The 25,811-nt window shown below is 52.1% G+C and carries 22 protein-coding genes; all 22 read left to right on the plus strand.

All coding sequences use genetic code 11. The annotated features are described in order from the left end of the window. Positions 1-124: 124 nt before the first annotated feature. The 22 genes from BQ2674_RS08455 to BQ2674_RS01095 all read left to right on the plus strand — a co-directional run bounded on the left by BQ2674_RS08455 (position 125) and on the right by BQ2674_RS01095 (position 25,727). Positions 125-490 carry a DUF6630 family protein gene (locus BQ2674_RS08455; protein ID WP_316244728.1) on the plus strand — a complete coding sequence of 122 codons (366 nt, stop codon included), beginning with the start codon at positions 125-127 and terminating at the stop codon, positions 488-490. A gap of 430 nt (positions 491-920) precedes the next feature. Next, positions 921-2,870, plus strand: a complete 1,950-nt coding sequence (gene htpG, locus BQ2674_RS00995; RefSeq protein ID WP_075572017.1) for a molecular chaperone HtpG — start codon at positions 921-923, stop codon at positions 2,868-2,870. Between the two features lie 123 nt (positions 2,871-2,993). Next, positions 2,994-5,153, plus strand: a complete 2,160-nt coding sequence (gene uvrB, locus BQ2674_RS01000) for an excinuclease ABC subunit UvrB (RefSeq protein WP_075572018.1) — start codon at positions 2,994-2,996, stop codon at positions 5,151-5,153. 3 nt (positions 5,154-5,156) lie between these two features. Then, positions 5,157-8,003: an excinuclease ABC subunit UvrA gene (uvrA, locus tag BQ2674_RS01005; protein WP_075572019.1), complete on the plus strand. Its 2,847-nt coding sequence runs from the start codon at positions 5,157-5,159 to the stop codon at positions 8,001-8,003. Positions 8,004-8,006: 3 nt separating this feature from the next. Continuing rightward, positions 8,007-9,839, plus strand: a complete 1,833-nt coding sequence (gene uvrC, locus BQ2674_RS01010; RefSeq protein WP_075572020.1) for an excinuclease ABC subunit UvrC — start codon at positions 8,007-8,009, stop codon at positions 9,837-9,839. 108 nt (positions 9,840-9,947) lie between these two features. Next, positions 9,948-10,781 (plus strand): UDP-3-O-acyl-N-acetylglucosamine deacetylase, encoded by an 834-nt coding sequence (lpxC, locus tag BQ2674_RS01015; protein ID WP_075572021.1) that lies wholly within the window; start codon positions 9,948-9,950, stop codon positions 10,779-10,781. An 11-nt stretch (positions 10,782-10,792) separates the two neighbouring features. After that, entirely contained in the window at positions 10,793-11,242 is a 450-nt protein-coding gene (gene fabZ / locus BQ2674_RS01020; protein ID WP_075572022.1) for a 3-hydroxyacyl-ACP dehydratase FabZ, read from the plus strand. A gap of 171 nt (positions 11,243-11,413) precedes the next feature. Then, positions 11,414-12,226: an acyl-ACP--UDP-N-acetylglucosamine O-acyltransferase gene (gene lpxA, locus BQ2674_RS01025; protein ID WP_075572023.1), complete on the plus strand. Its 813-nt coding sequence runs from the start codon at positions 11,414-11,416 to the stop codon at positions 12,224-12,226. 120 nt (positions 12,227-12,346) lie between these two features. Continuing rightward, entirely contained in the window at positions 12,347-13,165 is an 819-nt protein-coding gene (locus BQ2674_RS01030) for an LpxI family protein (RefSeq protein WP_075572024.1), read from the plus strand. 7 nt (positions 13,166-13,172) lie between these two features. Beyond that, positions 13,173-14,324, plus strand: coding sequence for a lipid-A-disaccharide synthase (gene lpxB / locus BQ2674_RS01035; RefSeq protein WP_075572025.1), 1,152 nt, complete (start codon positions 13,173-13,175; stop codon positions 14,322-14,324). Further along, positions 14,311-16,068: an ABC transporter ATP-binding protein gene (locus tag BQ2674_RS01040; protein ID WP_075572026.1), complete on the plus strand. Its 1,758-nt coding sequence runs from the start codon at positions 14,311-14,313 to the stop codon at positions 16,066-16,068. The genes lpxB and BQ2674_RS01040 overlap by 14 nt, the downstream gene beginning before the upstream one ends. A gap of 88 nt (positions 16,069-16,156) precedes the next feature. Continuing rightward, complete coding sequence (locus BQ2674_RS01045; RefSeq protein WP_392397676.1) at positions 16,157-17,416, plus strand: 3-deoxy-D-manno-octulosonic acid transferase; 1,260 nt, start codon at positions 16,157-16,159, stop codon at positions 17,414-17,416. Positions 17,417-17,420: 4 nt separating this feature from the next. Continuing rightward, positions 17,421-18,551, plus strand: a complete 1,131-nt coding sequence (gene lpxK / locus BQ2674_RS01050) for a tetraacyldisaccharide 4'-kinase (protein WP_075572028.1) — start codon at positions 17,421-17,423, stop codon at positions 18,549-18,551. 2 nt (positions 18,552-18,553) lie between these two features. Next, entirely contained in the window at positions 18,554-19,291 is a 738-nt protein-coding gene (kdsB, locus tag BQ2674_RS01055; protein ID WP_075572029.1) for a 3-deoxy-manno-octulosonate cytidylyltransferase, read from the plus strand. Continuing rightward, positions 19,291-20,127 (plus strand): 3-deoxy-8-phosphooctulonate synthase, encoded by an 837-nt coding sequence (gene kdsA, locus BQ2674_RS01060; protein ID WP_075572030.1) that lies wholly within the window; start codon positions 19,291-19,293, stop codon positions 20,125-20,127. The genes kdsB and kdsA overlap by 1 nt, the downstream gene beginning before the upstream one ends. Positions 20,128-20,157: 30 nt before the next feature. Beyond that, positions 20,158-21,129: a KpsF/GutQ family sugar-phosphate isomerase gene (locus BQ2674_RS01065; RefSeq protein ID WP_075572031.1), complete on the plus strand. Its 972-nt coding sequence runs from the start codon at positions 20,158-20,160 to the stop codon at positions 21,127-21,129. Further along, positions 21,129-21,662: a KdsC family phosphatase gene (locus tag BQ2674_RS01070; protein ID WP_075572032.1), complete on the plus strand. Its 534-nt coding sequence runs from the start codon at positions 21,129-21,131 to the stop codon at positions 21,660-21,662. Before BQ2674_RS01065 ends, BQ2674_RS01070 begins: the two co-directional genes overlap by 1 nt. Positions 21,663-21,683: 21 nt before the next feature. Beyond that, positions 21,684-22,622, plus strand: coding sequence for a lysophospholipid acyltransferase family protein (locus tag BQ2674_RS01075; RefSeq protein ID WP_075572033.1), 939 nt, complete (start codon positions 21,684-21,686; stop codon positions 22,620-22,622). Then, positions 22,597-23,145 carry an LPS export ABC transporter periplasmic protein LptC gene (lptC, locus tag BQ2674_RS01080; RefSeq protein ID WP_075572034.1) on the plus strand — a complete coding sequence of 183 codons (549 nt, stop codon included), beginning with the start codon at positions 22,597-22,599 and terminating at the stop codon, positions 23,143-23,145. The genes BQ2674_RS01075 and lptC overlap by 26 nt, the downstream gene beginning before the upstream one ends. Before the next feature lie 3 nt (positions 23,146-23,148). Continuing rightward, entirely contained in the window at positions 23,149-23,883 is a 735-nt protein-coding gene (locus BQ2674_RS01085) for an LptA/OstA family protein (protein WP_075572035.1), read from the plus strand. 15 nt (positions 23,884-23,898) lie between these two features. After that, a complete protein-coding gene (gene lptB / locus BQ2674_RS01090) occupies positions 23,899-24,618 on the plus strand; it encodes an LPS export ABC transporter ATP-binding protein (protein ID WP_075572036.1) in 720 nt (239 codons plus the stop codon). 17 nt (positions 24,619-24,635) lie between these two features. Continuing rightward, positions 24,636-25,727 (plus strand): LptF/LptG family permease, encoded by a 1,092-nt coding sequence (locus BQ2674_RS01095; protein WP_075572037.1) that lies wholly within the window; start codon positions 24,636-24,638, stop codon positions 25,725-25,727. The last annotated feature ends 84 nt before the right edge of the window (positions 25,728-25,811 follow it).

The raw sequence follows: 25,811 nt of genomic DNA on the forward strand, positions 1-25,811 counted from the left end.
AGAAATTTACATAGAAATTTCAAAATTGATTACAGATGATAATAGTATTCTGCCAAATTTAAGTCTATGCTTTCAAAATCCAAAACTATATTTCGAAAAAAATATAGAACGACACAGTTATTGAATAGAAAGCGAAGAAAACACTGATCAAATGGCATGGTTTGCTATTGTCGATGAGCTAATTGATGGTGGGAATGCTGTTGAACTGGATTGGAAAGAGGCATTGAACGAGTTTGTCTCTCGGATGAAAGAGTTGGCAGATAATAACAATTTGCATATCGAAGCTGCATGGTTCGATGAAAATGAAGATATTCCTGTATGGTGTAAAGTCATAGATGAAAAATGGGAAAGACAAGGCTTTTGTGTTGGGGCAATTGATATCGACAGTGATAGCTATGTAATGTTTATTTGTAAAATTGAAATCTTAAAAAAACTTGTAATGTTAAGTAAAGAAATCAATCATCGTTTTGATTTTGCTAAGAATATGTAGTTTGTAAAATCCCGGTTTGTCGAACTGAAAATTAAATATTAACCATATAAGACGATAGAAAAGTTAAAAATCTATCGTTTTTATATATCCGAAAACCACGCTACTGTCACGTGGTTCAAAAGCGCGTAAGCGATGAGGAAAACAAAAAAACTCCTCATGTAATAGGATAAAGGCGTAACCTGTCCATTTGAAAAAAAACTGCAGTTGACAATTTGAACAACAGAAATGTCGGTAAAAATGTCGGTATTAATAAAACTGAAAAGAACGTAATAGAGTTATTAATATAATTTGGATTGTGATTAAATAAAAAACAGTATAAACGTTCTCATTTTTATCACCCGGCTTTGACTTTTTGCCTTTTATGATATATGATAAACATATCGTATCGGCACTTGCATGCGGGAGTGCGAAGGAGAAGGGAGTTAAGAAGATGGCTAAAGAAAGACATGAGTTTCAAGCGGAAACGAAGCAGTTACTGGATTTGATGATCCATTCCATTTATACGAATCGGGAAATTTTCTTGCGCGAGTTGATTTCGAACGCGTCCGACGCGATTGACAAACTTCATTACGAGTCCCTGACGAATCGGGATCTGCTGGAAGGAAACGACTCGTTTTCCATTCACCTCGCCGTGGACGGAAATAAACTTACCATCGCCGATAACGGTATCGGCATGGACAAGCAGGATATTGTGAATGACCTAGGCACCATCGCCCGGTCGGGGACGAAAGCCTTTCTCGAACGCCTCCGTGAGGCGAAGGAAAGCGGTTCGGATTTGTCCGACAAGGAACTTATCGGCCAGTTCGGCGTCGGGTTTTACTCGGCCTTCATGGTAGCCGACTCGGTTACGGTGGAAACGCGTAAAGCCGGTACATCTCAGGGTTTTGTCTGGGAATCGACGGGTGACGGCGCTTATACGCTGGACGAAGCGGATGTCACAGCTCACGGCACGACGATTACACTCACGCTGAAACCGGAATTTGCCGGTTCGGGCGAAGAAAATTTTGCCGACAGCGACCGCCTTTCCGCCCTCGTCAAAAAGTATTCCGACTATATTCGTTATCCTATTACGATGAACGTTACTGTAGAAGAACCGGTTAAAGATAAAGACGGTAAGGTCGTAGAAGGGGCCGAACCGATTAAGAAAGACGAACTGAAAACGCTCAATTCCATGCAGCCCTTGTGGACGCGTAACAAGTCGGACATCACGACGGACGAATACAAGGACTTCTTCCGGCATCAATTTTATGAATGGGAAGATCCCTTGGAAATTTTCCACACAAAGGCTGAAGGAACCGTTGAGTATACGGCTCTCCTCTTCATTCCCGGCAGTGCGCCCTATAACCTGTACTATACGGATTTTGAACCGGGCGTACAGCTTTATTCGCGTCACGTCTTTATTATGGACAAGTGCAAAGACCTCTTGCCCGATTATTTGCGATTTGTCAAGGGGCTTGTCGATTCTCCCGATTTATCCCTCAACATTTCGCGTGAAATCTTACAACAGAGCCGTAATGTAAAGCTTATCGGCAAGAACCTGGAAAAAAACATTCTCAAGACGTTGGCGCGGAAGCTCGAAAAGAACAGGGAAGAATACGAAAGGTTCTGGAACGAATACGGAAAATCTCTGAAAATCGGCATTTACAGCAGTATGATGAGCGGCGAAAACAACGTGGATAAACTGAAGAATCTCGTCCTCTTCTATTCATCCAAAGAAGGGAAGCTTGTTTCGCTGAAAGAATATAGGGAACGCATGAAAGACGGGCAGGAAAAGATTTACTACGCTACGGGCAAGGACAAAGAAACGATTGACGCCATGCCGCAGACGGAGCTTCTCCGCGATCGTGATTTGGAAGTGCTTTACCTCCTCGATCCGGTAGATGAATTTGCCGTTGAGGCCATTCGTGAATACGACGGCAAGACCTTCCACTCCGTCAGCCGCGGGGACTTGGACCTGGAAGATGAAGCTTTTAAGGAAGAGAAGAAGAAAAACGAAGATATTGCCAAGACCAATGAAGGTCTTTTGAAAGCTGTGAAAGAGGCTCTCGGCACGAAGGTTACGGACGTGCGCCTTTCGAACCGCCTCAAATCCGGTGCCGTCTGCCTCGTCGCCGATGCGGCAGGTCCGTCGCTGGCTATGGAACAGGCCTTTGCCGGCGCGGATAACCCCTTTATGAAGGCGCGTCGCATTTTGGAAATCAATCCGCACCACGATTTATTCGGACGGCTGCAAAAAATCTACGCCGCCGATGCGGCCTCGGACGAATTGAAAGAATACAGCGGCCTCCTGTATGACCAGGCCCTTTTATTGGAAGGCATTCTGCCGGATGATCCGGTGGCCTTCGCCAACAAAGTAGCCCGAATGATGGCAAAGGAATAAGTGTTTGCAGCTGCGGTGCCTAACAGTACTGCAGCTGTTTTTTACTCTTTCTGCAGGTGTACATATGTTCGCTCTTGTGATATGATACAACTGCTATTATGAGTTAAGTGAACAGAGGTTGTTATGAATGTGGAAGAACGTAATAAAGATTATGATACATCCCGGCCTTTCCGCGTAGAAGCGCCTTACGGAATGACGGGCGATCAGCCGGCGGCCGTAGCGTCCCTGACGAAGGGCATAGAAAACGGTCAGTGGGCGCAGGTCCTCTTGGGTGCGACCGGTACGGGTAAGACTTTTACGATGGCCAAGCTTATTGAAGCCGTCCAGAAGCCGACCCTCGTCATTGCCCACAACAAGACTCTTGCCGCCCAGCTGTGCAGTGAGTTTAAGGCTTTTTTTCCGGACAATGAAGTGGGTTATTTTGTCAGTTATTACGACTACTATCAGCCGGAGGCCTATATTCCGTCGACGGACACGTACATCGAAAAGGATTCGGCCATTAACGATGAAATAGATAAACTGCGCCATTCGGCGACAATGAGCCTCTTCGAACGGCGCGACGTAATCATCGTCGCTTCCGTTTCCTGCATTTACGGCTTGGGCGACCCGGAAGACTACAGCGATCTCGTCGTCTCTCTGCGCCTGGGGCAGGAGAAGTCGCAGACCGAAATTTTGCGTCGCCTCGTCGACATTCAGTATACGCGCAACGACATGGAACTGCAGCGCGGTACCTTCCGCGTCCACGGCGACACGATAGAGGTCTTTCCTGCCGCCTTCGACAGCTCGGTTATACGCATTGAAATGTTCGGTGATGAAATCGACAGAATGACGGAAATCGATGTTCTCACAGGCGAAGTCCTGGCCGAACGCAAGCATGTGGCTATCTACCCGGCCAGTCACTATGTGACGACGAAGGAGAAGATGCGGCGTGCTTTGGGCACCATTCAGGACGAATTGCGCGAACGCCTGCATATCCTCAGAGGGCAGGAACGTCTCCTTGAAGCGCAGCGCCTGGAGCAGCGTACGAAATACGACATGGAAATGATGGAAGAAATGGGGTACTGTTCGGGCATTGAAAATTATTCGCGTCATTTGTCGGGCCGCCGTGCCGGCGAGGCGCCGTATACGCTGCTTGATTATTTCCCGGACGACTTCCTCATCCTCGTCGACGAGTCGCATGTAACACTGCCCCAGCTGAGGGCCATGTATGCCGGCGACCGGTCGCGCAAGGAATCCCTCGTCGAATACGGCTTTCGCCTGCCGTCGGCCCTTGACAACAGGCCGCTCAACTTCGACGAATTTGTACAACGCATCAATCAGATCGTCTACGTCAGCGCCACGCCGGGCGACTACGAAATGGAGGTGCAGACCAATCTGGCTCAGCAGATCATTCGCCCGACAGGTCTTCTCGATCCGCGTGTGGAAATTCATCCCGTTACGGGACAGATGGATGACCTGCTCGGTGAAATCCGCAAACGTATCGAAAGGAAAGAGCGCGTACTCGTGACGACATTGACTAAGAAAATGGCCGAAGACCTGACGGAATATTTGAAGGAAATGGGTGTTCTCGTGCGCTATCTCCATTCGGATATCGCGACCATCGAGCGAGCCGAAATCATTCGCGATCTGCGCGCAGGTGTTTTCGACGTTCTCGTCGGTATCAATCTTCTGCGCGAAGGCCTCGACATGCCCGAAGTATCCCTTGTCGCCATCCTGGATGCCGATAAGGAAGGCTTTCTGCGCTCCGATACGTCCCTCATTCAGACTATGGGCCGGGCGGCACGCAACGAAAACGGCACGGTCATCATGTATGCCGATACGGTGACGGGATCCATGCAGCGGGCCGTCGGTGAAACGGAGCGACGCCGCGCCGTGCAGGAAGCGTATAACAAAGCGCACGGCATTACACCGAAGTCCGTCCGCAAGGAAGTGGTCAACCTTATTGAGCTGACCAAGGTGTCCGAGGAAGAAACGGCCTACAGGTCCGGTACGGAAGGACTGACAAAGGATGCCCTTCACAAGGTTATTCACACGCTGACGCAGCAAATGAAGGCTTTCTCCAAGAGCCTGGAATTTGAAAAGGCCGCGGCCCTGCGTGACCGCTTGGGCGAGCTGCGGCAGCAGTTGGCGGACATGAGTTATGACGACACGCTGCCGAAAGACGCGGCCGGTGAAGACATGCCGGCAACGCGTTTCGTCCGCAAAGTACGCCATCCGTCGCGGCGGCGCAAAAAATCGGCTGCCGTACGGGCGAAGGATACACATAAAGGGAGTAAAAAATAATTTATGGCAGAATCACAAATTATCATTAAAGGTGCGCGGCAGCACAACTTAAAGAATATAGATGTCACCATTCCGCGGGACAAGCTCGTCGTTTTTACGGGTCTGTCCGGATCGGGAAAATCGTCTCTCGCCTTCGACACGATTTATGCCGAGGGACAGCGGCGTTACATTGAATCTCTCTCCGCCTATGCGCGGCAGTTTTTGGGGCAAATGGACAAGCCAGACGTCGATTATATAGAAGGCCTGTCGCCTGCCATTTCCATCGATCAGAAGACGACGAGCCGCAATCCGCGTTCCACAGTGGGGACGGTTACGGAAATTTACGACTACCTGCGCCTTCTCTATGCCCGCATAGGTGACGCTTTTTGCCCGTCCTGCGGCAAACCTATTCGCCAGCAGACGATTGAGCAAATGACCGATGCGGTTTTTACCCTGGGAGACGGGCAGAAGATCATGGTTATGGCACCTGTCGTTGACGGACGCAAGGGAACACATCGGAAGATCTTGACAGGACTTGTCAAAGACGGCTATGTGCGCGTGCGCGTAGACGGCGAAATCTACCTTCTTGCCGATGACATTTCCTTGGAAAAGAATAAAAAACACACTATAGAGGTCATTATCGACCGGCTGGTCGTAAAAGAAAATATTATGACGCGCCTTACCGACTCCCTGGAAACGGCGGCCAAATTAAGCGGCGGTATTGTACGTATTCTCCGCGTCGATACGGGTGAAGTGCTGACGTTCAGCCAAAATTTTGCCTGCCCGGACTGCCATATCAGTCTGCCCGAAATTGAACCGCACCTCTTTTCCTTCAACAGTCCCTTCGGCGCCTGCCCGGACTGCTCCGGCATCGGCAGTACTATGGAAGTGGAGCAAAGGTTGGTGCTTCCGGATGCGCACAAGTCCTTTGCGGACGGTGCCGTGGCGGCGCTCAGCAGTAATCCCAACTCGTGGTTCATGCGCCAGCTTGGCGGTCTTTTGAAACCCAAGGGCTACACGCTCGACAACAGCTTTGCCGACTTGGATAAAGAAACGCAGGAAAAGCTCCTCCGGGGCTCCGATGACGAATGTACATTCGAATATGAAAACCTGCGCGGTGAAGTGAAAACTTTTACCACTCCCTTTGAGGGCGTCATGCCCATGGTGCGTCGCCGCTATCGGGAAGCGTCGACGGATATGATGCAGGCCCAGTTTGAAGAATTTATGAGTGTCAAGCCCTGTTCGACGTGTCACGGTTCGCGCCTGCGGCCCGAAGCCTTGGCAATTAAAGTGGGCGGTCTCAATATTTACGAGTTGACGGAATTGACGATTACGAAGATGGTCGAATTTTTCCAAAATTTGAAGCTCACGGAAAAGCAGGCCTTTATCGGCAGACAGGTTCTCAAAGAAATCAATGCGCGACTCCTTTTTTTGCAGACTGTAGGTCTCGAATACCTGACACTGTCGCGAACGGCAGGAACTCTGTCCGGCGGCGAAGCGCAGCGCATCCGCCTGGCGACGCAAATCGGTTCGGGCCTTGTCGGCGTCCTCTACATCCTCGATGAACCGTCTATCGGCCTGCATCAGCGGGACAACGATAAACTCTTAGCCGCCTTGAAACGGCTTCGTGATGCGGGAAATACGCTTATTGTCGTCGAACATGATGAAGATACGATGCGCGCGGCCGACTGCATTCTCGATGTGGGTCCTGCTGCCGGTGAAGAGGGCGGACACATTGTGGCCCAAGGGTCGGCTGAAGAAATCATGGCCTGCGAAAAATCTTTGACAGGACAGTACTTGTCGGGGAAAAAGTATATTCCCCTGCCGCAAAAACGGCGTAAAGGGAACGGTACGTTTATCGAAATCGTCGGCGCCAGGGAGCATAACCTGAAGAATATTTCCGTTTCCGTCCCCATCGGCACGCTCACCGTTGTAACGGGCGTGTCCGGTTCGGGTAAGTCGACGCTGATCAATGAAATACTCTACAAAGGTATGGCCGAAGCCGTATACGGCACGCCTCACCGGCCCGGTGAGTTCAAGGAAATTCGCGGTACCGAATACATCGACAAGATCATCAATATCGACCAGGCCCCTATCGGCAGGACGCCTCGGTCCAATCCGGCTACATATACGGGCGTCTTCGATTTCATACGGCAGCTTTACAGCCAGACGGCGGAAGCAAAAATTCGCGGTTACAAGGCGGGACGCTTCAGCTTTAACGTCAAAGGCGGCCGCTGCGAGGCCTGCCGCGGCGACGGTATTATTCGCATCGAAATGAACTTTCTTCCTGACGTGTATGTGCCCTGCGAAGTGTGCCGCGGCGCCCGTTACAATCGGGAGACGTTGGAAGTGAAGTATAAGGGAAAGACCATTGCGGAAGTTCTCGACATGACCGTCAGCGAAGGCTGCGAATTTTTTGCCAACGTGCCGCGCATTTTGAATAAACTCCAATCCCTTCACGACGTGGGTCTCGGTTATATACGCCTCGGTCAGCCTGCGACAACTTTATCCGGAGGTGAAGCGCAGCGCGTCAAGTTGGCGACGGAACTGTCCAAACGCAGCACGGGCAGGACCCTTTATATCCTGGATGAACCTACGACGGGCCTGCACAGCGAGGATATTAACAAGCTCATGAATGTTCTGCAGCTCCTCGTCGACGGCGGCGATACGGTTGTCGTTATTGAGCACAACTTGGACGTCATCAAGACGGCGGACTACCTCATCGACCTCGGTCCCGAAGGGGGCAGCGGCGGCGGTACCGTCGTCGCTACGGGAACGCCTGAGAGAATATGTACCGTGCCGGCCTCATACACGGGCAAGTTCCTCAAGCCCGTGCTGGAACGGACGAAGAAATTGATGAAGCAGAGGTAAGTCATGGCAGTCGGAGAAGTCGTACTGGATAAAATTAAAAACTTAACAACCGAGCCGGGCGTCTATCTCTGGAAGGATGAAAAGGGACGGATTATTTACGTCGGCAAGGCTATAAACTTGCGTAACCGCGTCAAGAGTTATGTACGTAAAGATTCGAACCGCGCCGTCAAAGTGGCGGCCATGATGAATCATGCTGCCGACTTGGAGACCATTGTCGTAGCCAACGAAATGGAAGCGCTTATCCTGGAAAATACGCTCATTAAAGAGAATCGGCCGCGCTACAACATTCGCCTCCGTGATGACAAGACGTATCCTTATATTAAGGTGACCGTTCAGGAGGACTACCCGCGCATTTTCATGACTCGCCGTGTCCTTCGCGACGGTGCCCGTTACTTCGGGCCCTTTGCCGATGCCGGAGCAGTCCACCGTGTTCTCAAGCTTATGCAGGCCGCTTTACGGTTGCGTACGTGCCGTTCCATGAAAGTGGAGCGCCCGTGCTTGCAGTATCACCTGCATCACTGCGATGCGCCGTGTGTGAACTATATTACGAGGTGCGAGTACCGCCGGCAGGCGGAAGCGGCCATTGACGTCCTCGAAGGGCGTAATCCGGATTTTGTGAGAGAACTCAGGGAAAAAATGGAGACTGCCGCAGAGAATTTGGAGTTTGAAAAGGCTGCCATGTATCGCGATCGGCTGGAGGCTCTCAAAGTTATTCAGGAACAGCAGGATATCGTTACGACCGGAGCCGGTGATATGGACGTCATCGGTATTGCCGCCGAAGCGGGGCAGACGTGCGTGCAAATCTATAAGATTCGCGGCGGCAAGGTTATGGACAGGGAAGTGTTCAGCCTGGAAAACGGTGCCGACGAAACAAGCGGTGCCATGATCAGCGCCGTTCTCGACCAGTATTATGTAAACGGCGTTTTCGTACCGAAGGAGATCATCGTTTCCGCCGTGGAAATGCGGGATGAATACGAGCGGCGCCTGTCCGCACAGAAGGGTCAAAACGTGGCCCTTATCGTGCCGCAGCGAGGTATTAAGAGGCGGCTCCTCGAAATGGCCGAAAACAACGCCGGCGTCCTTCTCGAACAACGGCGCCTTCAGTGGCGTCATGACGCCGATAAATCAAGCGGCGCCGTCGAAGCGTTGGCCCGCGTCCTTGATCTTCCTTGTCTGCCCGAGCGGATGGAATGCTTCGATATATCTCACACGCAGGGCATCGAGACCGTCGCATCCATGGTCGTCTTTGAGCATGGACGGCCGGCAAAATCCGAATATCGCCGCTTTAAGCTGAAAACCGTTCAGGGAAAGCCTGACGACTTCGCTTCTATGGCGGAAATCATGGAGCGGCGTTACGGCGAAAAGGATTGGCCCGAACCGGATCTGATTATCATAGACGGCGGCAAAGGACAGTTACACGCGGCCCTGCCGGTCATTCGCAGGGCCGGAGCGGACGCACCCGTCATCAGTTTGGCAAAGCGCATAGAAGAAGTCTTTGTCGAAGGACGGAGCGATTCAATAATACTCAGCCATCACACGCCGGAGCTGCAGCTTCTCCAATCCATTCGTGACGAAGCGCATCGCTTCGCCATTACGTATCACCGCAAGCTGCGCGGTAAGCGCAGCCTCGTCTCCGTCCTCGACCATATTGAAGGCGTCGGACCGAAGCGGCGCAAAGCCATTTGGCAGGCCTTTAAGACCCTTGCCGACATCAAGGCGGCGACCATTGACGAACTGGCTGCCGTCGACGGCATGAACAGGGCTGCGGCAGAGAACGTATACTACTTTTTCCGCCTTCGGACGGATGAAAAACGAAATATGGCGAAACACACATAAAATGCCCGTTTTTACGGGTATTTTATTTGTCAATGGGCCTATAATACGATATAATTAGTCAGTGTGTGAAATATGTCTGTAAGAAAACAGGGAAGGAGGCGTATTTCCATGTCCGATATGATGCAAACGACACTGTGCAAATCCGTGAGTTATGACGGGATCGGCCTCCATGCGGGTTTGCCCGTGCACATGATCTTACATCCGGCGGCCGCGAATACGGGTATTCAATTCGTGCGCGCCGATCTGGCGGGAACGCCGGCCGTACCGGCCCTGCTGCCGTACGTGACCAATACGATGCGGGCCACGACGTTGGAAAAAGGGGAAGCAAAGGTCTTCACGGTAGAACATGTTCTTTCCGCCCTGCAGGGGTTGTGCGTCGACAACTGCATTGTTGAAATGAATTCGCCTGAACCGCCCGTTGCCGACGGCAGCAGCGCCGTTTTTGTCGATATGATTAAAGAAGCGGGTATTCGCGAACTTGACGCGGTGCGCAACGTGCATGCCGTACAGGAACAGCATCTCATACAGGAAGATGATAAATTTATTGCTATCTTGCCGTATGACGGTTTTCGTATTACCTTTACGTCCATCAATCCGCACCCCCTCCTGGGCGTGCAGTTTTTTGACGCCGTTGTGACGGAAGCGTCTTATGTTAAAGAAATAGCCTTTGCCAGAACCATCGCCTTTACGGAAGAATTGGAAATGATGCGTAAGCTCGGTCTCGGCAAGGGCGGTTCCGTAGAAAATGCCGTCGTCTACGACAGGGAAACGTGTCTTTCCCAATTGCGTATTGACGATGAACTGGTGCGCCACAAGGTACTCGACATTATCGGCGACCTGTCCTTGACGGGAAAACAGCTGAAAGGGCATGTTATAGCCGTCAAATCGAGCCATAAATTGAACAACCTGTTGGCCCGGCAGATTTATGAAGAAATGAATTAGGAGGAATCGACATGACCTTGGAAGTAACGGATATTATGGAAATTTTGCCGCATCGCTACCCCATGCTGCTCGTAGACCGCATTATAGAACTTGAGCCCATGAAGTATGCCGTAGGAGTTAAAAACGCGACCTTTAACGAACTTTTTTTCCAGGGACACTTTCCGGGTAAACCGGTTATGCCCGGTGTCCTGCTCGCTGAAGCGATGGCACAGGTTGGCGGCGTTGCCCTCTTGTATCCCGAAGAGAACAGAGGTCTCATACCTTTTTTTACAGGCATTGACAAGCTTCGTTTTCGTCATCCCGTCCGTCCGGGCGATCAGGTCATTATGCGGGCCGATATTATTAAAATAAAAGGTCATATGGGTAAGGTCAGGGCGCAGTGCAAAGTGGGCGAAACCGTATGTGCCGAAGGAGAATATCTTTTTGCGTTAATGCCCGGTCAGGGAAAGACAAAGTCATAAAAAGCTAAAGAGACAAGAAAAGTAAAGAAATAAGAAGAAATACATTGATAATACTGTGTAAAAGGACTGTTGTTGCTGTTATATTCCGGTCTCTGCACGGTGATTATCTGTAATAGGTATTTCTGTATATTTACGGTCCCCTCGGGGGAGGGGAATTGAGGAGTGACTTTAATGACCGAGGAAAAAGATAAGATTCCTGCAGGCCTTATTCATCCGACTGCAATTATAGATCCGCGCGCTGAAATCGGCGCAGGCGTTAAAATAGGACCGTATGCCGTCATCGGACCGAACGTAAAAATCGGCGACGGAACGGAAATTATGTCGCACGTTGTCATTGACGGCTGGACGACAATCGGCAAAGACTGCCGCTTTTTTCCGAGCGCGTCCGTCGGCTCGGAACCGCAGGACTTGAAGTTTAACGGCGAAAAGAGCTACGTTATTATCGGCGACAGGTCGGTTTTTCGTGAATTTGTTACGGTCAGCCGCGCTACGGGTGAAGGCGAAGAAACGCGTATCGGCAGCGACTGCCTCTTCCAGGCGTGTACGCACATTGCGCACAACTGTGTTGTGGGTAATTTTGTCATCATGAGCAACTGCGCCGGTTTAGCCGGGCACGTGACCATTGAAGACCGCGTCGTCATCGGCGGCATTGCCGGTATTCACCAGTTCGTAAAAGTCGGCCGCAACGCTATGATCGGCGGCTTGGCCAAAGTCGTCCAGGACGTACCGCCTTTTGTTATTGCCGACGGGCAACCGGCCCGCATTATCGGTCTGAACAGCGTCGGCCTGTCGCGTGCAGGTATTCCGGAAAACGTGCGGCGTGAACTCAAAAAAGGTTTCCGCATTTTATATCGGTCCGGTCTCAACTTGGGACAGGCTATTGCGGAAATGGAGCAGGAACTTGACAGCAGTGAAGCTGTAGAACACCTTATGCGCTTTCTCCGCAACGCGGAGCGCGGCATTTGCAGAGGATCCAAAGAATAAACGAAAGGGCAGGTAAGCGTTGCTTGCCTACCCTTTTTTTGCGTGCTTTGCCTATACTGACAGGGAACGGCCTTTTTTGGTATAATAAACGCTGTATAAGATGATGTGAGGATGATATTCATGGGAAAAGTAGGTCTCTTGGCAGGTGTCGGAAATTTGCCCGTCGAATTTATGCGGGCCGCACAGGCGACGGGACATGATGTTGTCGTCATCGCCGTCGTCGATGACGTGGCAGCCGCCTTGAAAACGGAAAGCGACGCATATTACGAAATAAACGTGGCAAAGCTGGACAAGATCATTAAAACCTTACGCAGTGAAGCTGTGACGGAAGTGACCATGATCGGCAAAGTGACGAAGGAAATCCTTTTCAAAGGGTTGAAATTTCCTGATTTGAGAGCTGTTCGTCTTCTGACCAAGCTGCATAACCGCAAGGACGACACGATTATGCTTGCCCTCGTCGCCGAGCTGGCCAAAGAGGGAATTGCCGTCATCGATCAGACGGCGTACTTGAAGCCGCTCATGCCGTCTGCAGGTGTGCTGACAAGACGGCGGCCGACGACGGAAGAATGGGAAGACATTCGTTTCGGCTTCGAGACGGCGAAAGTTATGGGCAGTATGGATATCGGCCAGACTGTCGTAGTCAAACGGAAAGCAGTCATGGCCGTTGAAGCCATTGAAGGAACGGACGCCTGCATTCGTCGCGGCGGCGAGCTCGGCAGAGGCAATGCGGTCGTCGTAAAAACGGCCAAGCCCGGGCAGGACACGCGCTTTGACGTTCCCGCCGTAGGCCTTGCAACATTGCGGTCCATGCTGGACAGCGGCTGCAGTATCCTGGCTATGGAAGCGGAACGAACCCTGTTTGTCGAACAGAAAGAGGTTCTCGCCTTGGCCGATGCAAAGGGGATCTGCATTTGCGCCGTCGACGAAATCCGGGAATGAGGGATACATGAAAATTTTATTTTCTGCCGGCGAAGCATCAGGCGATCTGCACGGCGCAAACTTGGCGAAGGCCCTGCGCAGGCTGCAGCCCGATATAGAACTGATCGGCATGGGCGGTGAGCTCATGAGTGATGCCGGTGTTCGCATTATATATGATATTAAAAATTTGGGCGTCATCGGCGTCGGCGAAATCATTAAAAAGATTCCTTTCTTTTTTAAACTGCGTTCGTATCTTGTGGACGTAATGGAAAGGGAAAAACCGGATGCCCTGGTCTGTATCGATTATCCCGGCTTCAACATGCGTCTTATCAAGAAGGCCAAAGCTGCAGGGATTACCGTCGTTTACTACATTTTGCCGACCATTTGGGCTTGGCATAAGAGCCGCGGCAAGATCATAGCCGCATATACGGATCTGGCGGTCTCTCTTTTTCCCTTTGAGGCGGATATGTACAGGGACATGGGAACAAATGTCGTCTACGGCGGTCACCCCCTTCTGGACACGGTAAAACCGACTATGTCCAAAGCTGAAGCGTATGCGCACTTCGGACTTGATACGGGCAAACGGACGGTTCTCCTTATGCCGGGCAGCCGCATGCAGGAAGTGAGCGGCCTTTTTCCGCCCATGTTGGCCGCGGGGAAGCGCATTGCCGCAGCCGTTGATGATGTGCAGTTTATCGTGCCCCGCGCTTCGACCGTCGACAAGGCGGCTTTGGAGGCCTATACGGCTGAAGCGGGTCTTGACGTACATATCGGCGACGATCACGTATACGATATGATGCACATAGCCGACGCGGCTGTTGCCGCATCCGGGACGGCAACGCTTGAAACGGCTCTTATGGGTCTGCCGACGCTCCTCATTTATCGCGTCAACAGGTTGACCTACTTGCTGTCGAAGGTGCTCGTCCACGTGGACAGCATAGGGTTGCCCAATATTATTGCCGGCCGGCGCATTATGCCCGAACTCTGGCAGGACGACGTGACGCCCGAGAACATTGCGGCCTGCATCATCCCGCTCCTTACGAAGCCGCAGGAGCATGCTGCGGCCGGGGCGGCCATGCTTGCCGTGCGCGACGAAATGGGAGAGCCCGGCGCCGTATGTCGAACGAGTGAAATCGTCCTCAACTTTATAAAGGAGAAACACCTCCATGAAGCAATATAACAGTTGGCACAGTTATAAGCGGCTGCTCCGTTTTGTCGTGCCCTATAAGAAGAAACTTGCCGTCGCCGTCTTCTGTATGGCCGTTTCGGGTCTCAGCAATGTCGTCGTGCCCTGGTTGATTAAGGACGTTATCGACAAGGTACTGGCCAATAAGGATACGCAGACGCTGAACTTCATTTGTATCGGCATATTGGTTCTCTTTGTTATTCGCGGTTTCTTCTACTTCTGGCAAAAGTACCTCATGAGCTACATCGGCCAGCGCATAGTCAACGATATTCGCGAAACCTTGTATCGCCACATTCAGAGCATGTCTCTGTCATACTTTGATAAACGCAAGACCGGCAATATTATGAGCAATCTGACCAATGACGTAACGGCCTTGCAGACGGCCATTGCGGACAACTTGATCTCCTTTGTCCAGGAAGCGGTTATTCTCATCGGTTCGTTGGTTTCCATGTTCTACCTTTACTGGAAACTGACCTTCCTGACGTTGGGCATCGTGCCTCTCGTCATCTTTACGATCAACTATTTCGGCAAGCGTCTGCGCATGGCCGGCCACCGCGTGCAGGGAAAACTCGCCGATATTACGTCCCTTATTGAAGAGGCCGTCTCGGGTATTCGTATTATTCGTTCCTTTAACAGGGAAGAATATGAAATCGCCCGCTTTGTCGACCAAAACGACAAGAACTTCTGGGCCCTCATGGCAACGACGCGCCTTACGGCATTACTCACACCGTTCATTCAGTTCTTTGCGGCCATTGCCGTCGTCGGTATCATCTGGTACGGCGGTATGAGCGTCATCGACGGCAAGATGACGGCAGGTGCCTTAATCGCTTTTCTTATTTATGCCGTCAACCTGTCCAATCCGGTACGCCGTATCAGCGAAATTTATGGTGAAATCCAGCGTTCGCTGGCAGCGGCGGATCGCGTTTTTGAGACGCTTGATACGAAAGCGGATGTCGAAGAAAAGAAATATGCCCGTGACTTGGACGTCGTCCGCGGCAAGGTCGAATTCGATCATGTGTATTTCTCCTATGATGAAGCTCATGCAGCCCTGACCGATTTCAACCTGACCGTCAACCCCGGGCAGGTCGTGGCCCTTGTCGGTCCGAGCGGTGCCGGCAAGTCGACTATTGCCAACCTGGTGCCGCGTTTTTACGATGTAACGGCAGGTTCTCTTAAAATCGACGGCATCGACGTTCGTGATGTGACTTTTTCGTCCCTGCGTCAGCAGGTCGGCCTGGTACCGCAGGAAACGATGCTCTTCAACGCGACGATTATGGACAACATCCTCTATGGACGCCTCGACGCGACGGAAGCGGAAGTGGTGGCGGCGGCGAAAGCGGCCAATGCTCACGAGTTCATTAAGGAACTGTCCGACGGATACGCCACCGTTGTCGGCGACAGGGGCAGCGCCCTCTCCGGCGGACAGCGGCAGCGTATTGCTATAGCACGTGCCATCTTGAAGGACCCGCGCATCCTCATACTCGACGAAGCGACGTCGGCTCTTGACACGGAAAGCGAAAAAATCGTTCAGGCCGCTTTGGAACGACTCATGCAGGGGCGTACGTCCCTTGTCATCGCCCACCGCCTCAGTACAGTGCGCAATGCCGACAAGATTATCGTCATCAACCACGGATCTATCGTCGAAGCCGGTACACATGACGAGCTTCTTGCTGCCGACGGATTGTATGCGAGCCTCTATGCCGTTCAATTTAACCCCTCTGCCGTAACGGAAGGATAGAATACACTTGAAGGTGAATATTAAGGCGCACTGCCTCTACTGGCTGTATAATATACTGCTGCTTCTTTATTGGGCGACGCTCATACCCATGCTCGTTTATCGCCTTGTCCGCGAAGAAGGATTTTTTCAGCGTATTAAGCAGAGTATCGGCTGGCTGCCGGAAGACTTGAAACACAAAATATCGGACCGTAACGCCATTTGGATTCATGCCGCTTCAGTCGGTGAAATCGTGGCGGCCAGCCCGATTGTTCGGGAAATGCGGCAGGAACATCCGGACGAAATTATTATCGTCTCCGTCGTTACGGCTACGGGCTTTCGCATGGCCCATCAGATCATTGACGGTGCTGACGGCATCTTGTACTTTCCCTTGGATCTGCCTTACTTTACGAACCGTATTTTGAGCATTATTAACCCGAAAGTGATCGTCCTTGTAGAGACGGAAATTTGGCCGAACTTTCTGCGCATAGCCGAGAGCAAGGAGATTCCCGTCATGATGATGAACGGACGCATCAGCAATCGCAGCGCTTCGCGCTATCGCCTCATTACCTTTTTCACGCGTCATGTTCTTTCGTCCATTCGTATTTTTTGTATGCAGAGCCGCATTGACGCGCAATACATCATCAGCATCGGCGCCGACCCGAACAAGGTTATCGTCACGGGCAACACGAAGTACGATCAGACGTACGGCAAGGTAACGGAAGAAGAGAAGTGTCGCCTCCTCAAGGAGCTCGGCTTTGCGGCCGGTACATACCCCATCATGATCGCCGGCAGTACGCACAAAGGCGAAAACGTGCCCGTTTACAAGGCTTTTGCCAAGGTAAAGGGGAAGTTTCCGCAGGCTCGTTTGATTATTGCGCCGCGTTACACATACCAGGCCGACCTCATCATTAATGAAGGAACGACCTTGGGTATTACTATGGTCAAGCGCAGCGATATGGCTGCCGGAAAGACCGTGACCGAGCCGTATGACGGCGTCATCTTGGATACGATCGGCGAACTCGGACGCGTTTACAGCATCGGCGATTTGATCTTTGTCGGCGGCAGTTTAGCCCGTATCGGCGGCCATAACATATTGGAACCTGCGGCTCACGGCAAGCCCATTGTTGTCGGCCCGAACATGTTTAACTTTGTGGAAATTTTCGAACTCCTCAGCAGCCGCGGTGCCTGCGTTATGGTTCGAAACGAAGACGAGTTCATTCAGACGTGCCTTGATATCCTCCTCGATCCCGAGCGGGCCGCGCACATGCGTGCAAGCTGTTTGGAAATCGTCCATGAGAATCAGGGTGCGACGAAACGTAATTTGGATGAGTTAAAGCGATTATTGGATACATTGCAATTGTGGAGATGAGATAATGTCTTTGCGAGAGATCGTGATCAAGCGGTTTTTAAATTTAGTGGAAGACGGACCGAAGAATAAGCGCGATGAGCTCGTCTTGTCTTTTTTGGAAGTCCTTGAAGGGATTTACGAAAAGGGCGCCGTGCGTCGTGCCGAGGCCTATGCGGCGGGAATGAAAAAGGCCGCCTCCTTTGATGCCGTCGTTATCAGCCTCGGCAATATCACTGTCGGCGGCACGGGCAAGACGCCCATGACTGTGTATTTGGCCAAAGAAATAAAGAAGATGGGCTATTCTGTCGCCGTTCTCAGCCGCGGCTACCGTTCGGCGAGCGAGAGGGGGTGTGCCGTCGTCTCCGACGGTACGCGCGTCCTCATGTCAACTGCCGAAGCAGGCGACGAAGCGGCGCTCCTGGCGCGCTCCCTGCCGGGGATACCCGTGTTGGCAGGTAAAAAGCGGGCCGTCACGGGACGAACGGCCATGAGCGAATTTCGGCCGGACGTCATCCTGTTGGACGACGGTTTTCAGCACTTGCAGGTCAAGCGGGACCTGGACATAGTTCTTCTCAACGCAGTCAATCCCGTCGGCAACGGACATCTTTTGCCGCGCGGCATTTTGCGCGAGCCCCTGGACCGGTTGGAGGATGCGGGTCTTTTTGTTATTACCAAGGCCGATCAGGCCGACCGGGATGAAGTGGAAAAACTCTACTCTCTTCTGCGCTATTACAACGAGTCCGCTCCCATTGTCGAAGCCGTTCACCGGGCCAAGTGGTGCATTCCGTATCGTTCCTGGCAGGGCGGTGACGGGAGCGTCGAAAGCCTTGACGACGAGCGCAATATCGTGGCCCTTTCAGCTCTGGGAGATCCGGCGGCCTTTGAAAAAACGCTGGACGACCTGGGCTTTACAGTCGTTCACTCCATTCGTTTCGACGATCACCACAAGTACACGGCAAAAGAATTGAATGAAGCGGCTGCCGTTGCGGCGGCCAAGCGGGCCGTCATCGTGACGACGGAAAAAGACGCGGTCAAATTGCCGGCGGACATTGTCGGCAGCGAGTCCGTTCCCCTATATGTATTGGGTATAGAAATAGAAATCACGGCAGGTGAAGAAGAAGTGAAACGCGTCCTGAAGCGCGTATTGGGAGGTTAGTCATGAAATTTATCTGTATTATTCCGTCCCGTTTCGCGTCGACGCGCTTACCGGGCAAGCCTCTCATCGACATAGCGGGCAAGCCGATGGTGCAGCGCGTTTACGAGCAGGCGGCAAAAGCGAAGAAGCCGGTCGTAACGACAGTGGCCACAGATGATCCCCGCATTTATGATGTCGTTACGTCTTTCGGCGGTCAGGCCGTCATGACGCGGGCCGATCACAAGAACGGTACGGATCGTCTGGCTGAAGCCATGGGCCATTACGCCGACGCGGACGTCATCGTCAACGTTCAGGGTGACGAGCCGCTCATTGCGCCTGACGTCATTGACGCTTTGTGCGAATCCTTCGAGGCGGATTCGGAACTGCAGATGGCAACTGTTGCCGTACCGCTCAACGAAGAGGAGTACGACGACAAGGGGGCTGTCAAGGTCGTTATGAACTGCCGCGACGAAGCACTTTACTTTTCGCGTTCTCTCATTCCCTTCCCGCGCCATGCTTTTACGGAAAAAAGCCGGCCGTATAAACACATCGGCATATATGCGTATAAGCGGGATTTTCTTGCCGAGTACGCGGCTATGGCCGCGTCACCCTTGGAAGAGACGGAGTCCCTTGAACAGTTGCGTGTTCTTGAAAATGGTTATAAGATTAAAGTTATTAAAACAAATCATACCTTTATCGGTATCGACACGGCAGAAGACGTCGTTCGCATACGAGCTTATTTTGCTAAGGAGAATGAGTGATGAAACCTATTCACGTCGGTTCACGCATATTCGATAATAAGAAGCTGTTTGTCATGGCCGGTCCCTGCGTTATTGAAGAGCCCGAACGGACTCTCAATATAGGCAGGGAAATGAAGCGCATTTGCGAAGATCTGGGATTGCCTTATATCTTTAAGGCGTCTTTCGATAAGGCGAATCGCTCGTCCTATAGATCCTATCGCGGCCCCGGCCTTATGGAAGGGCTCCGTATTTTACAGCACATTAAAGAAGAACTGCAAGTGCCTGTCGTCAGTGATATTCATGAAGTTTCTCAGGCGGAAAAAGCTGCGGAAGTGTTGGATGTGCTGCAAATACCGGCCTTCCTCTGCAGGCAGACGGACCTCATCGAAGCGGCAGCGGCGACAGGGAAGTGTGTAAACGTGAAAAAAGGACAGTTCCTTGCGCCGGAAGATATGAAGAACATTGTCGATAAAATAGTCCATCAGGGCAATGAGAATATTATGCTCACCGAACGGGGCGTAACGTTAGGCTATCACAATCTTGTCGTCGACATGCGCAGTTTCCCCGTTATGCGCTCCTTCGGCTATCCCGTAGTCTTTGACGCGACGCACAGCGTGCAGCTTCCCGGCGGCGGCGGTACGAAATCTTCCGGTCAGCGTCAGTTTATCGGCAGCCTCGCTCGTGCAGCTGCCGGAGCGGGAATTGACGGTGTCTTTATGGAAGTCCACGATAATCCGGCCGAAGCTCTGAGCGACGGTCCGAATATGCTCTACTTATCACAGGCAAAAGGCGTATTGCGCGATATGGCGGCAATACATGCTGTTGCGGCGGCGGGCACGGAAACGGTCATGCCTTAGTTTGAATATATGCGTTGAGGTGTATGAGTAATGAATATACTGGAAGAAGCAAAAGATGTATTGCATCAGGAAGCACAGGCCATAGAAAAATTGATGCCCACGTTGGATCAACGGTTTGTCAACGCCGTTACGATGATTGTCGAATCGCCGGGGCGGGTTATTGTCACGGGTATGGGCAAGTCCGGACACATAGCACGAAAGGTGTCGGCCACCTTGTCCAGTACGGGCACGCCGTCCATCTTCCTCCATCCGGCCGAAGCCATTCACGGTGATTTGGGTATGGTCACGGTGAACGATATTATCCTCGCCTTTTCCAACAGCGGTGAAACCGTAGAAATTTTAAATATCCTCCCGTCGCTCAAGCGAATCGGTGCCAAGCTCATTGCCGTTGTCGGCAATATGAATTCCACCTTGGCCAAGACTGCCGACATCGTTCTCGATGCGACCGTAGAAAAAGAAGCGTGTCCTCTGGGGCTGGCGCCGACGACGAGCACGACAGTAGCCCTCGCCTTGGGAGACGCACTGGCTGTCGTTCTCTTGTCGGTCCATCATTTCACAAAGGATCAATTTGCCGTTTTTCATCCCGGCGGCGCTTTGGGGCGTAAACTTCTCCTGACTGTTGCCAATGTCATGCACAAGGGTATTGACAATCCCGTCATCGGCGAAGACAGTACGGTCCAGGACGCTCTCTTTATGATGACTGAAAAGGGACTCGGCGCCGTAGCCGTTACGGCTGAAGACGGTACGCTTGCGGGACTTGTGACGGACGGCGACGTTCGCCGCGGCCTGGAAACGGGATCGAACTTCCTTCAGTGGCCTGTAGACGCCATGATGACCAAGAATCCGCGCCGCATTTCGTCGGATAAATTAGCTGCCGAAGCACTGCATATTATGGAAAAGAATCAACCTCGTCCCATTACGGTCCTGCCTGTCGTCGACGGCGACAATAAGGTCGTCGGTATGATTCACTTGACGGACCTTCTGCGTCAGGGAGTGGTCTGATGGACGGAGCGGATCGCATAAAGGTCGTCGCTTTTGATGTGGACGGTGTCCTCACGGACGGTACCCTTTTCTACGGTACGGACGGTGACTGCCTCAAAGGATTTTACGCCAGAGACGGCATGGGCATATCCCTCCTTCATGCGGCAGGTATACGAACTGCCGTCATTACGGGCCGACTGTCGCCCATGGTGGCGTGCCGTGTGGAAGATCTGCATATTTCTTATGTATATCAGGGAATTGCCCGCAAGGCGGACGTCTTGCCAGACTTGTGCGTTCGTGCGGATACGGCTCTTGATGAAATCGCTTACATGGGCGACGACGTCAACGATCTGCCGGTACTGAAACGGGTAGGCCTGGGTGCGGCTCCCGCCGATGCGTGCGCCGAAGCGAAGGAAGCGGCACACCTTGTAACCGTTGCCGCCGGCGGCCACGGCGCGCTGCGTGAATTTTGTGAGTATATCTTGAAGGCCCGCCGCCAATGGGACGCTGTACTGCAGCAGTATGAAAGCGGTACGGGCGAGCTGAAACAATAATGAAGGGAGCGTCCGGGAACAGTGTTTAAAAGTTGGCAGTATCATGTCGTTCGGGCGGTGGGAAAATTCATTTGCCTCTTCTCCTATGATACGGTTGTTGCCTGGGGGCGCAAGTTGGGCCCTGTTATCGGGCGGCTCATGAAAAAACAGCGTGATCGCGGTATACGCCATGTCATGCGCGGTATGGCCTGTGATGAAAAGGCGGCTAATGACATTATTGACGGTGTTTTCGCCAATTTGGGACAATCTCTTATGGAGATTTTATACACGCCGAAGTTGATGCGGGGAAATATCGGCCGCTATGTGACCTTGGAAGACCGGGAACGTCTTGACGCGGCTCTGGCTGAAGACAAGGGTGTCATCGTCCTGACCGGCCATATCGGCAACTGGGAATGGATGGGCGCGTCTCTCGCGCTCTACGGGTATCCGACGACGACGATTGTCAAAAATCAGCCGAACGATTCGGTCACACGCTTTCTCAATGAAAACCGGGAACGCATGGGACTGGAAGTATTTGCTCGCGGCGGCAATGAAATGGTAATAGCCGCACGAGCCCTGAAACGCAAGAAAATACTGGGTTTTTTGGCCGATCAGGACGGCGGTTTTGACGGCGTGCCCCAAATATTTTTGGGAAAGCTGGCCTCGACGCCGCGCGGACCGGCTCTCTTTGCCCGGAAATTTCGCTCTCCCGTACTGCCCATGTTTTCCTATCACGACGAAGATCACCGTCAGCGTGTATATATAGGTGAGCCCATATATTATGAAGACACGGGCAATAAGGAGGCGGATATTGCGGCCTTGACGCGCAGGACCGCCATTATAACGGAGAAATTTATTAAAGACCACCCGACGGAATGGCTTTGGTTCCAACATCGGTGGAGTACGCTGCCCGAAGAAATGACGGCGCTGCAGGAAGGAAAGGTCATAACCGCCTATGATGCAACGGATTCGAAACAATAAACTGTCACTGATTATTGCGGCAGTTGTCCTGGCCTTTGTCGTTGCTCTCGTTCTGCTCCTGCAGGACAGCGATAAGCCCCAGGAGGCACTGACGGAAAAACTCGTCGAGTTTAACGGCTCCGAATTGGAAGAACGGCAGGACGGGAAGCTGGTCTGGCATCTGACGGCACAGAAAATTCTCGTCGACCCCGAAACGGGCAAAACCTATTTTATTAAGCCGAAAGGCACTTTCGTGTCCGACGATACGGAACTGACCGTCATGGCGGATCAGGGCATTGTGGACCGCAAGGCCAGAACCATTGAAATCAAGGCTCCCTTAGAAGCGACGACGAACAAAGGCGATTCGTTGCAGACCGACGGGAGTGTGTATTATAATATGGATACTCACGGCATAAAAGGCGGCAAGGTGACCATTAAACGAGCCGATACGACGGAACTCGGCGCCGATACGTTTGAAACGAATGCGGCCCTCGACAAGGTAAACCTGACCGGACATGCACGCGTGACCAAGGGGGAAGAATAAGCGATGAAAAAGACTATATCTTATACATATGCGGCCCTCCTGGCCGTTGCCGTTTTAGGCGGTATTGCCGGTGCAGCGGCGGCAGCATCGCAACCGGCCGTGTCCGTCATGGCCGATGCCATGCAGTATGACGGTAAAACGCAAATTGCCACGGCGACGGGCAATGTCGTCATCGTTCGCGATCAAGCGACCATGACCGGTGATAAAGCCGTTTATAACTTGAAGACGGCCGAAGCGGATATGGACGGCAATGTAACGGTACAGCAGCCGGATATGCATTTGACGGCGGCAAAACTGCACTCGACCAATAAGAATTATGTCATCGCAACGGGCGATGTGCGCGGCATATACGGCGATAAGAAGCTGAACGGCGATCAGGTGGAATACTATCTTGATCAGGACTACGGCATCGTCACGGGAAACGGCTACCTGGAAGCGGACGGCTCGCAAATGTGGGCCGACCACGTTGATGCGTGGACAAAGAAAATCCTTGCTGTCGGTACGGGCAACGTGCATATTGAGTCGCCTGCGGATAATCTCACGGCATATTCGGACAAGGCCGAATACACGCAGACACCCGGCAATGACGACGGCGTCATCAACCTCTTCGGCAACGTACAGGCCAATCAGAACGGTAACAGCCTGACAGGCGATAACGTACAGATTCGGATGGCCGACAACTCGGCTCAGGCCATGAGCCGCTCGACACTCGTCATCGTGCCGACGGATAACGGCTAATCGGCAGGAGCATTCATGTTCATAAAGACGAATAACCTGATCAAAACATATAACGGCCGCAACGTAGTCAACGGCGTGTCCGTTCGCGTCGACAGAGGACAGGTTGTAGGCCTTCTCGGACCCAACGGCGCCGGCAAGACGACGACCTTTTACATGATTGTCGGCATTGAAAAGCCCACGTCCGGTACCATCTATATTGACAATGCCGACGTGACACATCTGCCAATACACAAGCGCGGTGCTCACGGTATCGGTTACTTGCCGCAGGAAGCCTCTATCTTCCGCACCCTTACGGTAGAAGAAAATTTGCTCGCCATGCTGCAGACTGCCGGCATTTCCAAGGAAGAACAGCAGCAAAAGGCTGAATCTCTGATGGACGAGTTTTCCGTCAGCGCCTTGCGAGACCGTCCGGGCATTCAGCTTTCCGGCGGCGAGCGGCGGCGCGTCGAAATCGCCCGTTGCCTTTGCATGGATCCGTCCTTTATCTTGTTGGATGAACCCTTTGCAGGCATTGATCCCTTGGCGGTTAACGACATTATGGGTGTTATTACACATCTCAAAAAACGCGGCATGGGCGTCCTCATTACGGATCACAATGTGCGCGAAACATTACGCATCGTCGACAAAGCCTATCTGTTGGCCGAAGGGAAGGTCTTCCTCGAAGGTGATCCCGAATCTATCGCCCGTAATGAGTTGGCGAAGAGAAACTACTTAGGCGAAGACTTTACGATGTAATCGGTCAGGAGAATTCAATGCGAATACTGGACAAGTATATATTAAAAGAATTTATAGGGCCGTTTCTCTTCGGCGTCTGCGCCTTTACAAGTATTTTTGTCGGCACGGGCACCTTATATAGAATTGCCAATTTGATCAATCAATACGGCGCTTCTTTGTGGGCGGCTTTGCGTATATTAATCCTTGCTCTGCCGTCTATTATCGTTATTACTTTTCCCATGTCCGTCCTCTTGGGTTCCCTCATGGCCTTCGGACGTATGTCCGCAGCCAGTGAAATTATCGTCATGCGTTCGGGGGGACAGAACTTTTTGCGCCTTGCCATGCCTATTTTTATTACGGCTTTTTGTATTTCTCTCGGTACGACCGCCTTTAACGAGTTTGTCGTGCCCAAGGCGAATAATGCGTACAACCGCATTATTAATGAAGAAGTCAAGAACAACGCCCAACCGACAACACAGGATCACATTATACTGAAAGATGTGAAGGGGGCGGACATATCAAGTCTTCTCTATGCCCGCCAGTATGACGACTCTGAAAAACGGCTGAAAGAGCTGACTGTTCAGGAATTCGAAGATGACATGCTCATGCGTGTGGAAAAGGCGGAATACGCCGAATGGGAAGACGGAAAATGGGTCATGCACAACGGCATCATTTACGATCTCTCCGGCAGTAATCAGCAAGTGACGCGGACCATGACCTTTGATCATCAAATACTGCCCATTTCGCAGCGACCCGGCAGAATCGCCCAGTCTCAGAAAAAGCCGGATGAAATGACCATTCGCGAACTGCGTGAACAGATTAAGATCTTGGATAACAATGCCGTCGATACGAATAAGATGAAGGTGGAAATGTATAACCGTTTTGCTATGCCCCTGGCCAGCCTCGTCTGCGCCCTCGTCGGCGCGCCCCTGGGCCTGCAAAAGCAGCGCGGCAGCTCGTCCATCGGCTTCGGCATCAGCGTCGTGGTCATTTTCATTTACTACGCGATTATGACACTGTCCAACGCTATGGGAAGCGGCGGCAGGATTCCGCCTTATGTGGCCGCGTTCTTGCCGGACATCATTACGGGTTTTGCCGGCGTCTGTCTCATTTATAAAAAATCCGGTTAAACGACCGTCTTGTGTTGTCCTTGTAAGCGGTAAGGGCAACACAATTTTTGTATATGGCCCCAAATTGATTGGATAAGTATGATA

This window comes from Megasphaera coli (assembly GCF_900095855.1).
In the GTDB taxonomy this organism is placed as follows: domain Bacteria; phylum Bacillota; class Negativicutes; order Veillonellales; family Megasphaeraceae; genus Megasphaera; species Megasphaera massiliensis_A.

Coding starts and splice junctions, on each gene's coding strand:
- htpG (WP_075572017.1), top strand. CDS start 921: ATGGCTAAAGAAAGACATGAGTTTCAAGCGGAAACGAAGCAGTTACTG.
- uvrB (WP_075572018.1), top strand. CDS start 2,994: ATGAATGTGGAAGAACGTAATAAAGATTATGATACATCCCGGCCTTTC.
- uvrA (WP_075572019.1), top strand. CDS start 5,157: ATGGCAGAATCACAAATTATCATTAAAGGTGCGCGGCAGCACAACTTA.
- uvrC (WP_075572020.1), top strand. CDS start 8,007: ATGGCAGTCGGAGAAGTCGTACTGGATAAAATTAAAAACTTAACAACC.
- lpxC (WP_075572021.1), top strand. CDS start 9,948: ATGTCCGATATGATGCAAACGACACTGTGCAAATCCGTGAGTTATGAC.
- fabZ (WP_075572022.1), top strand. CDS start 10,793: ATGACCTTGGAAGTAACGGATATTATGGAAATTTTGCCGCATCGCTAC.
- lpxA (WP_075572023.1), top strand. CDS start 11,414: ATGACCGAGGAAAAAGATAAGATTCCTGCAGGCCTTATTCATCCGACT.
- BQ2674_RS01030 (WP_075572024.1), top strand. CDS start 12,347: ATGGGAAAAGTAGGTCTCTTGGCAGGTGTCGGAAATTTGCCCGTCGAA.
- lpxB (WP_075572025.1), top strand. CDS start 13,173: ATGAAAATTTTATTTTCTGCCGGCGAAGCATCAGGCGATCTGCACGGC.
- BQ2674_RS01040 (WP_075572026.1), top strand. CDS start 14,311: ATGAAGCAATATAACAGTTGGCACAGTTATAAGCGGCTGCTCCGTTTT.
- BQ2674_RS01045 (WP_392397676.1), top strand. CDS start 16,157: ATGCTCGTTTATCGCCTTGTCCGCGAAGAAGGATTTTTTCAGCGTATT.
- lpxK (WP_075572028.1), top strand. CDS start 17,421: ATGTCTTTGCGAGAGATCGTGATCAAGCGGTTTTTAAATTTAGTGGAA.
- kdsB (WP_075572029.1), top strand. CDS start 18,554: ATGAAATTTATCTGTATTATTCCGTCCCGTTTCGCGTCGACGCGCTTA.
- kdsA (WP_075572030.1), top strand. CDS start 19,291: ATGAAACCTATTCACGTCGGTTCACGCATATTCGATAATAAGAAGCTG.
- BQ2674_RS01065 (WP_075572031.1), top strand. CDS start 20,158: ATGAATATACTGGAAGAAGCAAAAGATGTATTGCATCAGGAAGCACAG.
- BQ2674_RS01070 (WP_075572032.1), top strand. CDS start 21,129: ATGGACGGAGCGGATCGCATAAAGGTCGTCGCTTTTGATGTGGACGGT.
- lptC (WP_075572034.1), top strand. CDS start 22,597: ATGATGCAACGGATTCGAAACAATAAACTGTCACTGATTATTGCGGCA.
- BQ2674_RS01085 (WP_075572035.1), top strand. CDS start 23,149: ATGAAAAAGACTATATCTTATACATATGCGGCCCTCCTGGCCGTTGCC.
- lptB (WP_075572036.1), top strand. CDS start 23,899: ATGTTCATAAAGACGAATAACCTGATCAAAACATATAACGGCCGCAAC.
- BQ2674_RS01095 (WP_075572037.1), top strand. CDS start 24,636: ATGCGAATACTGGACAAGTATATATTAAAAGAATTTATAGGGCCGTTT.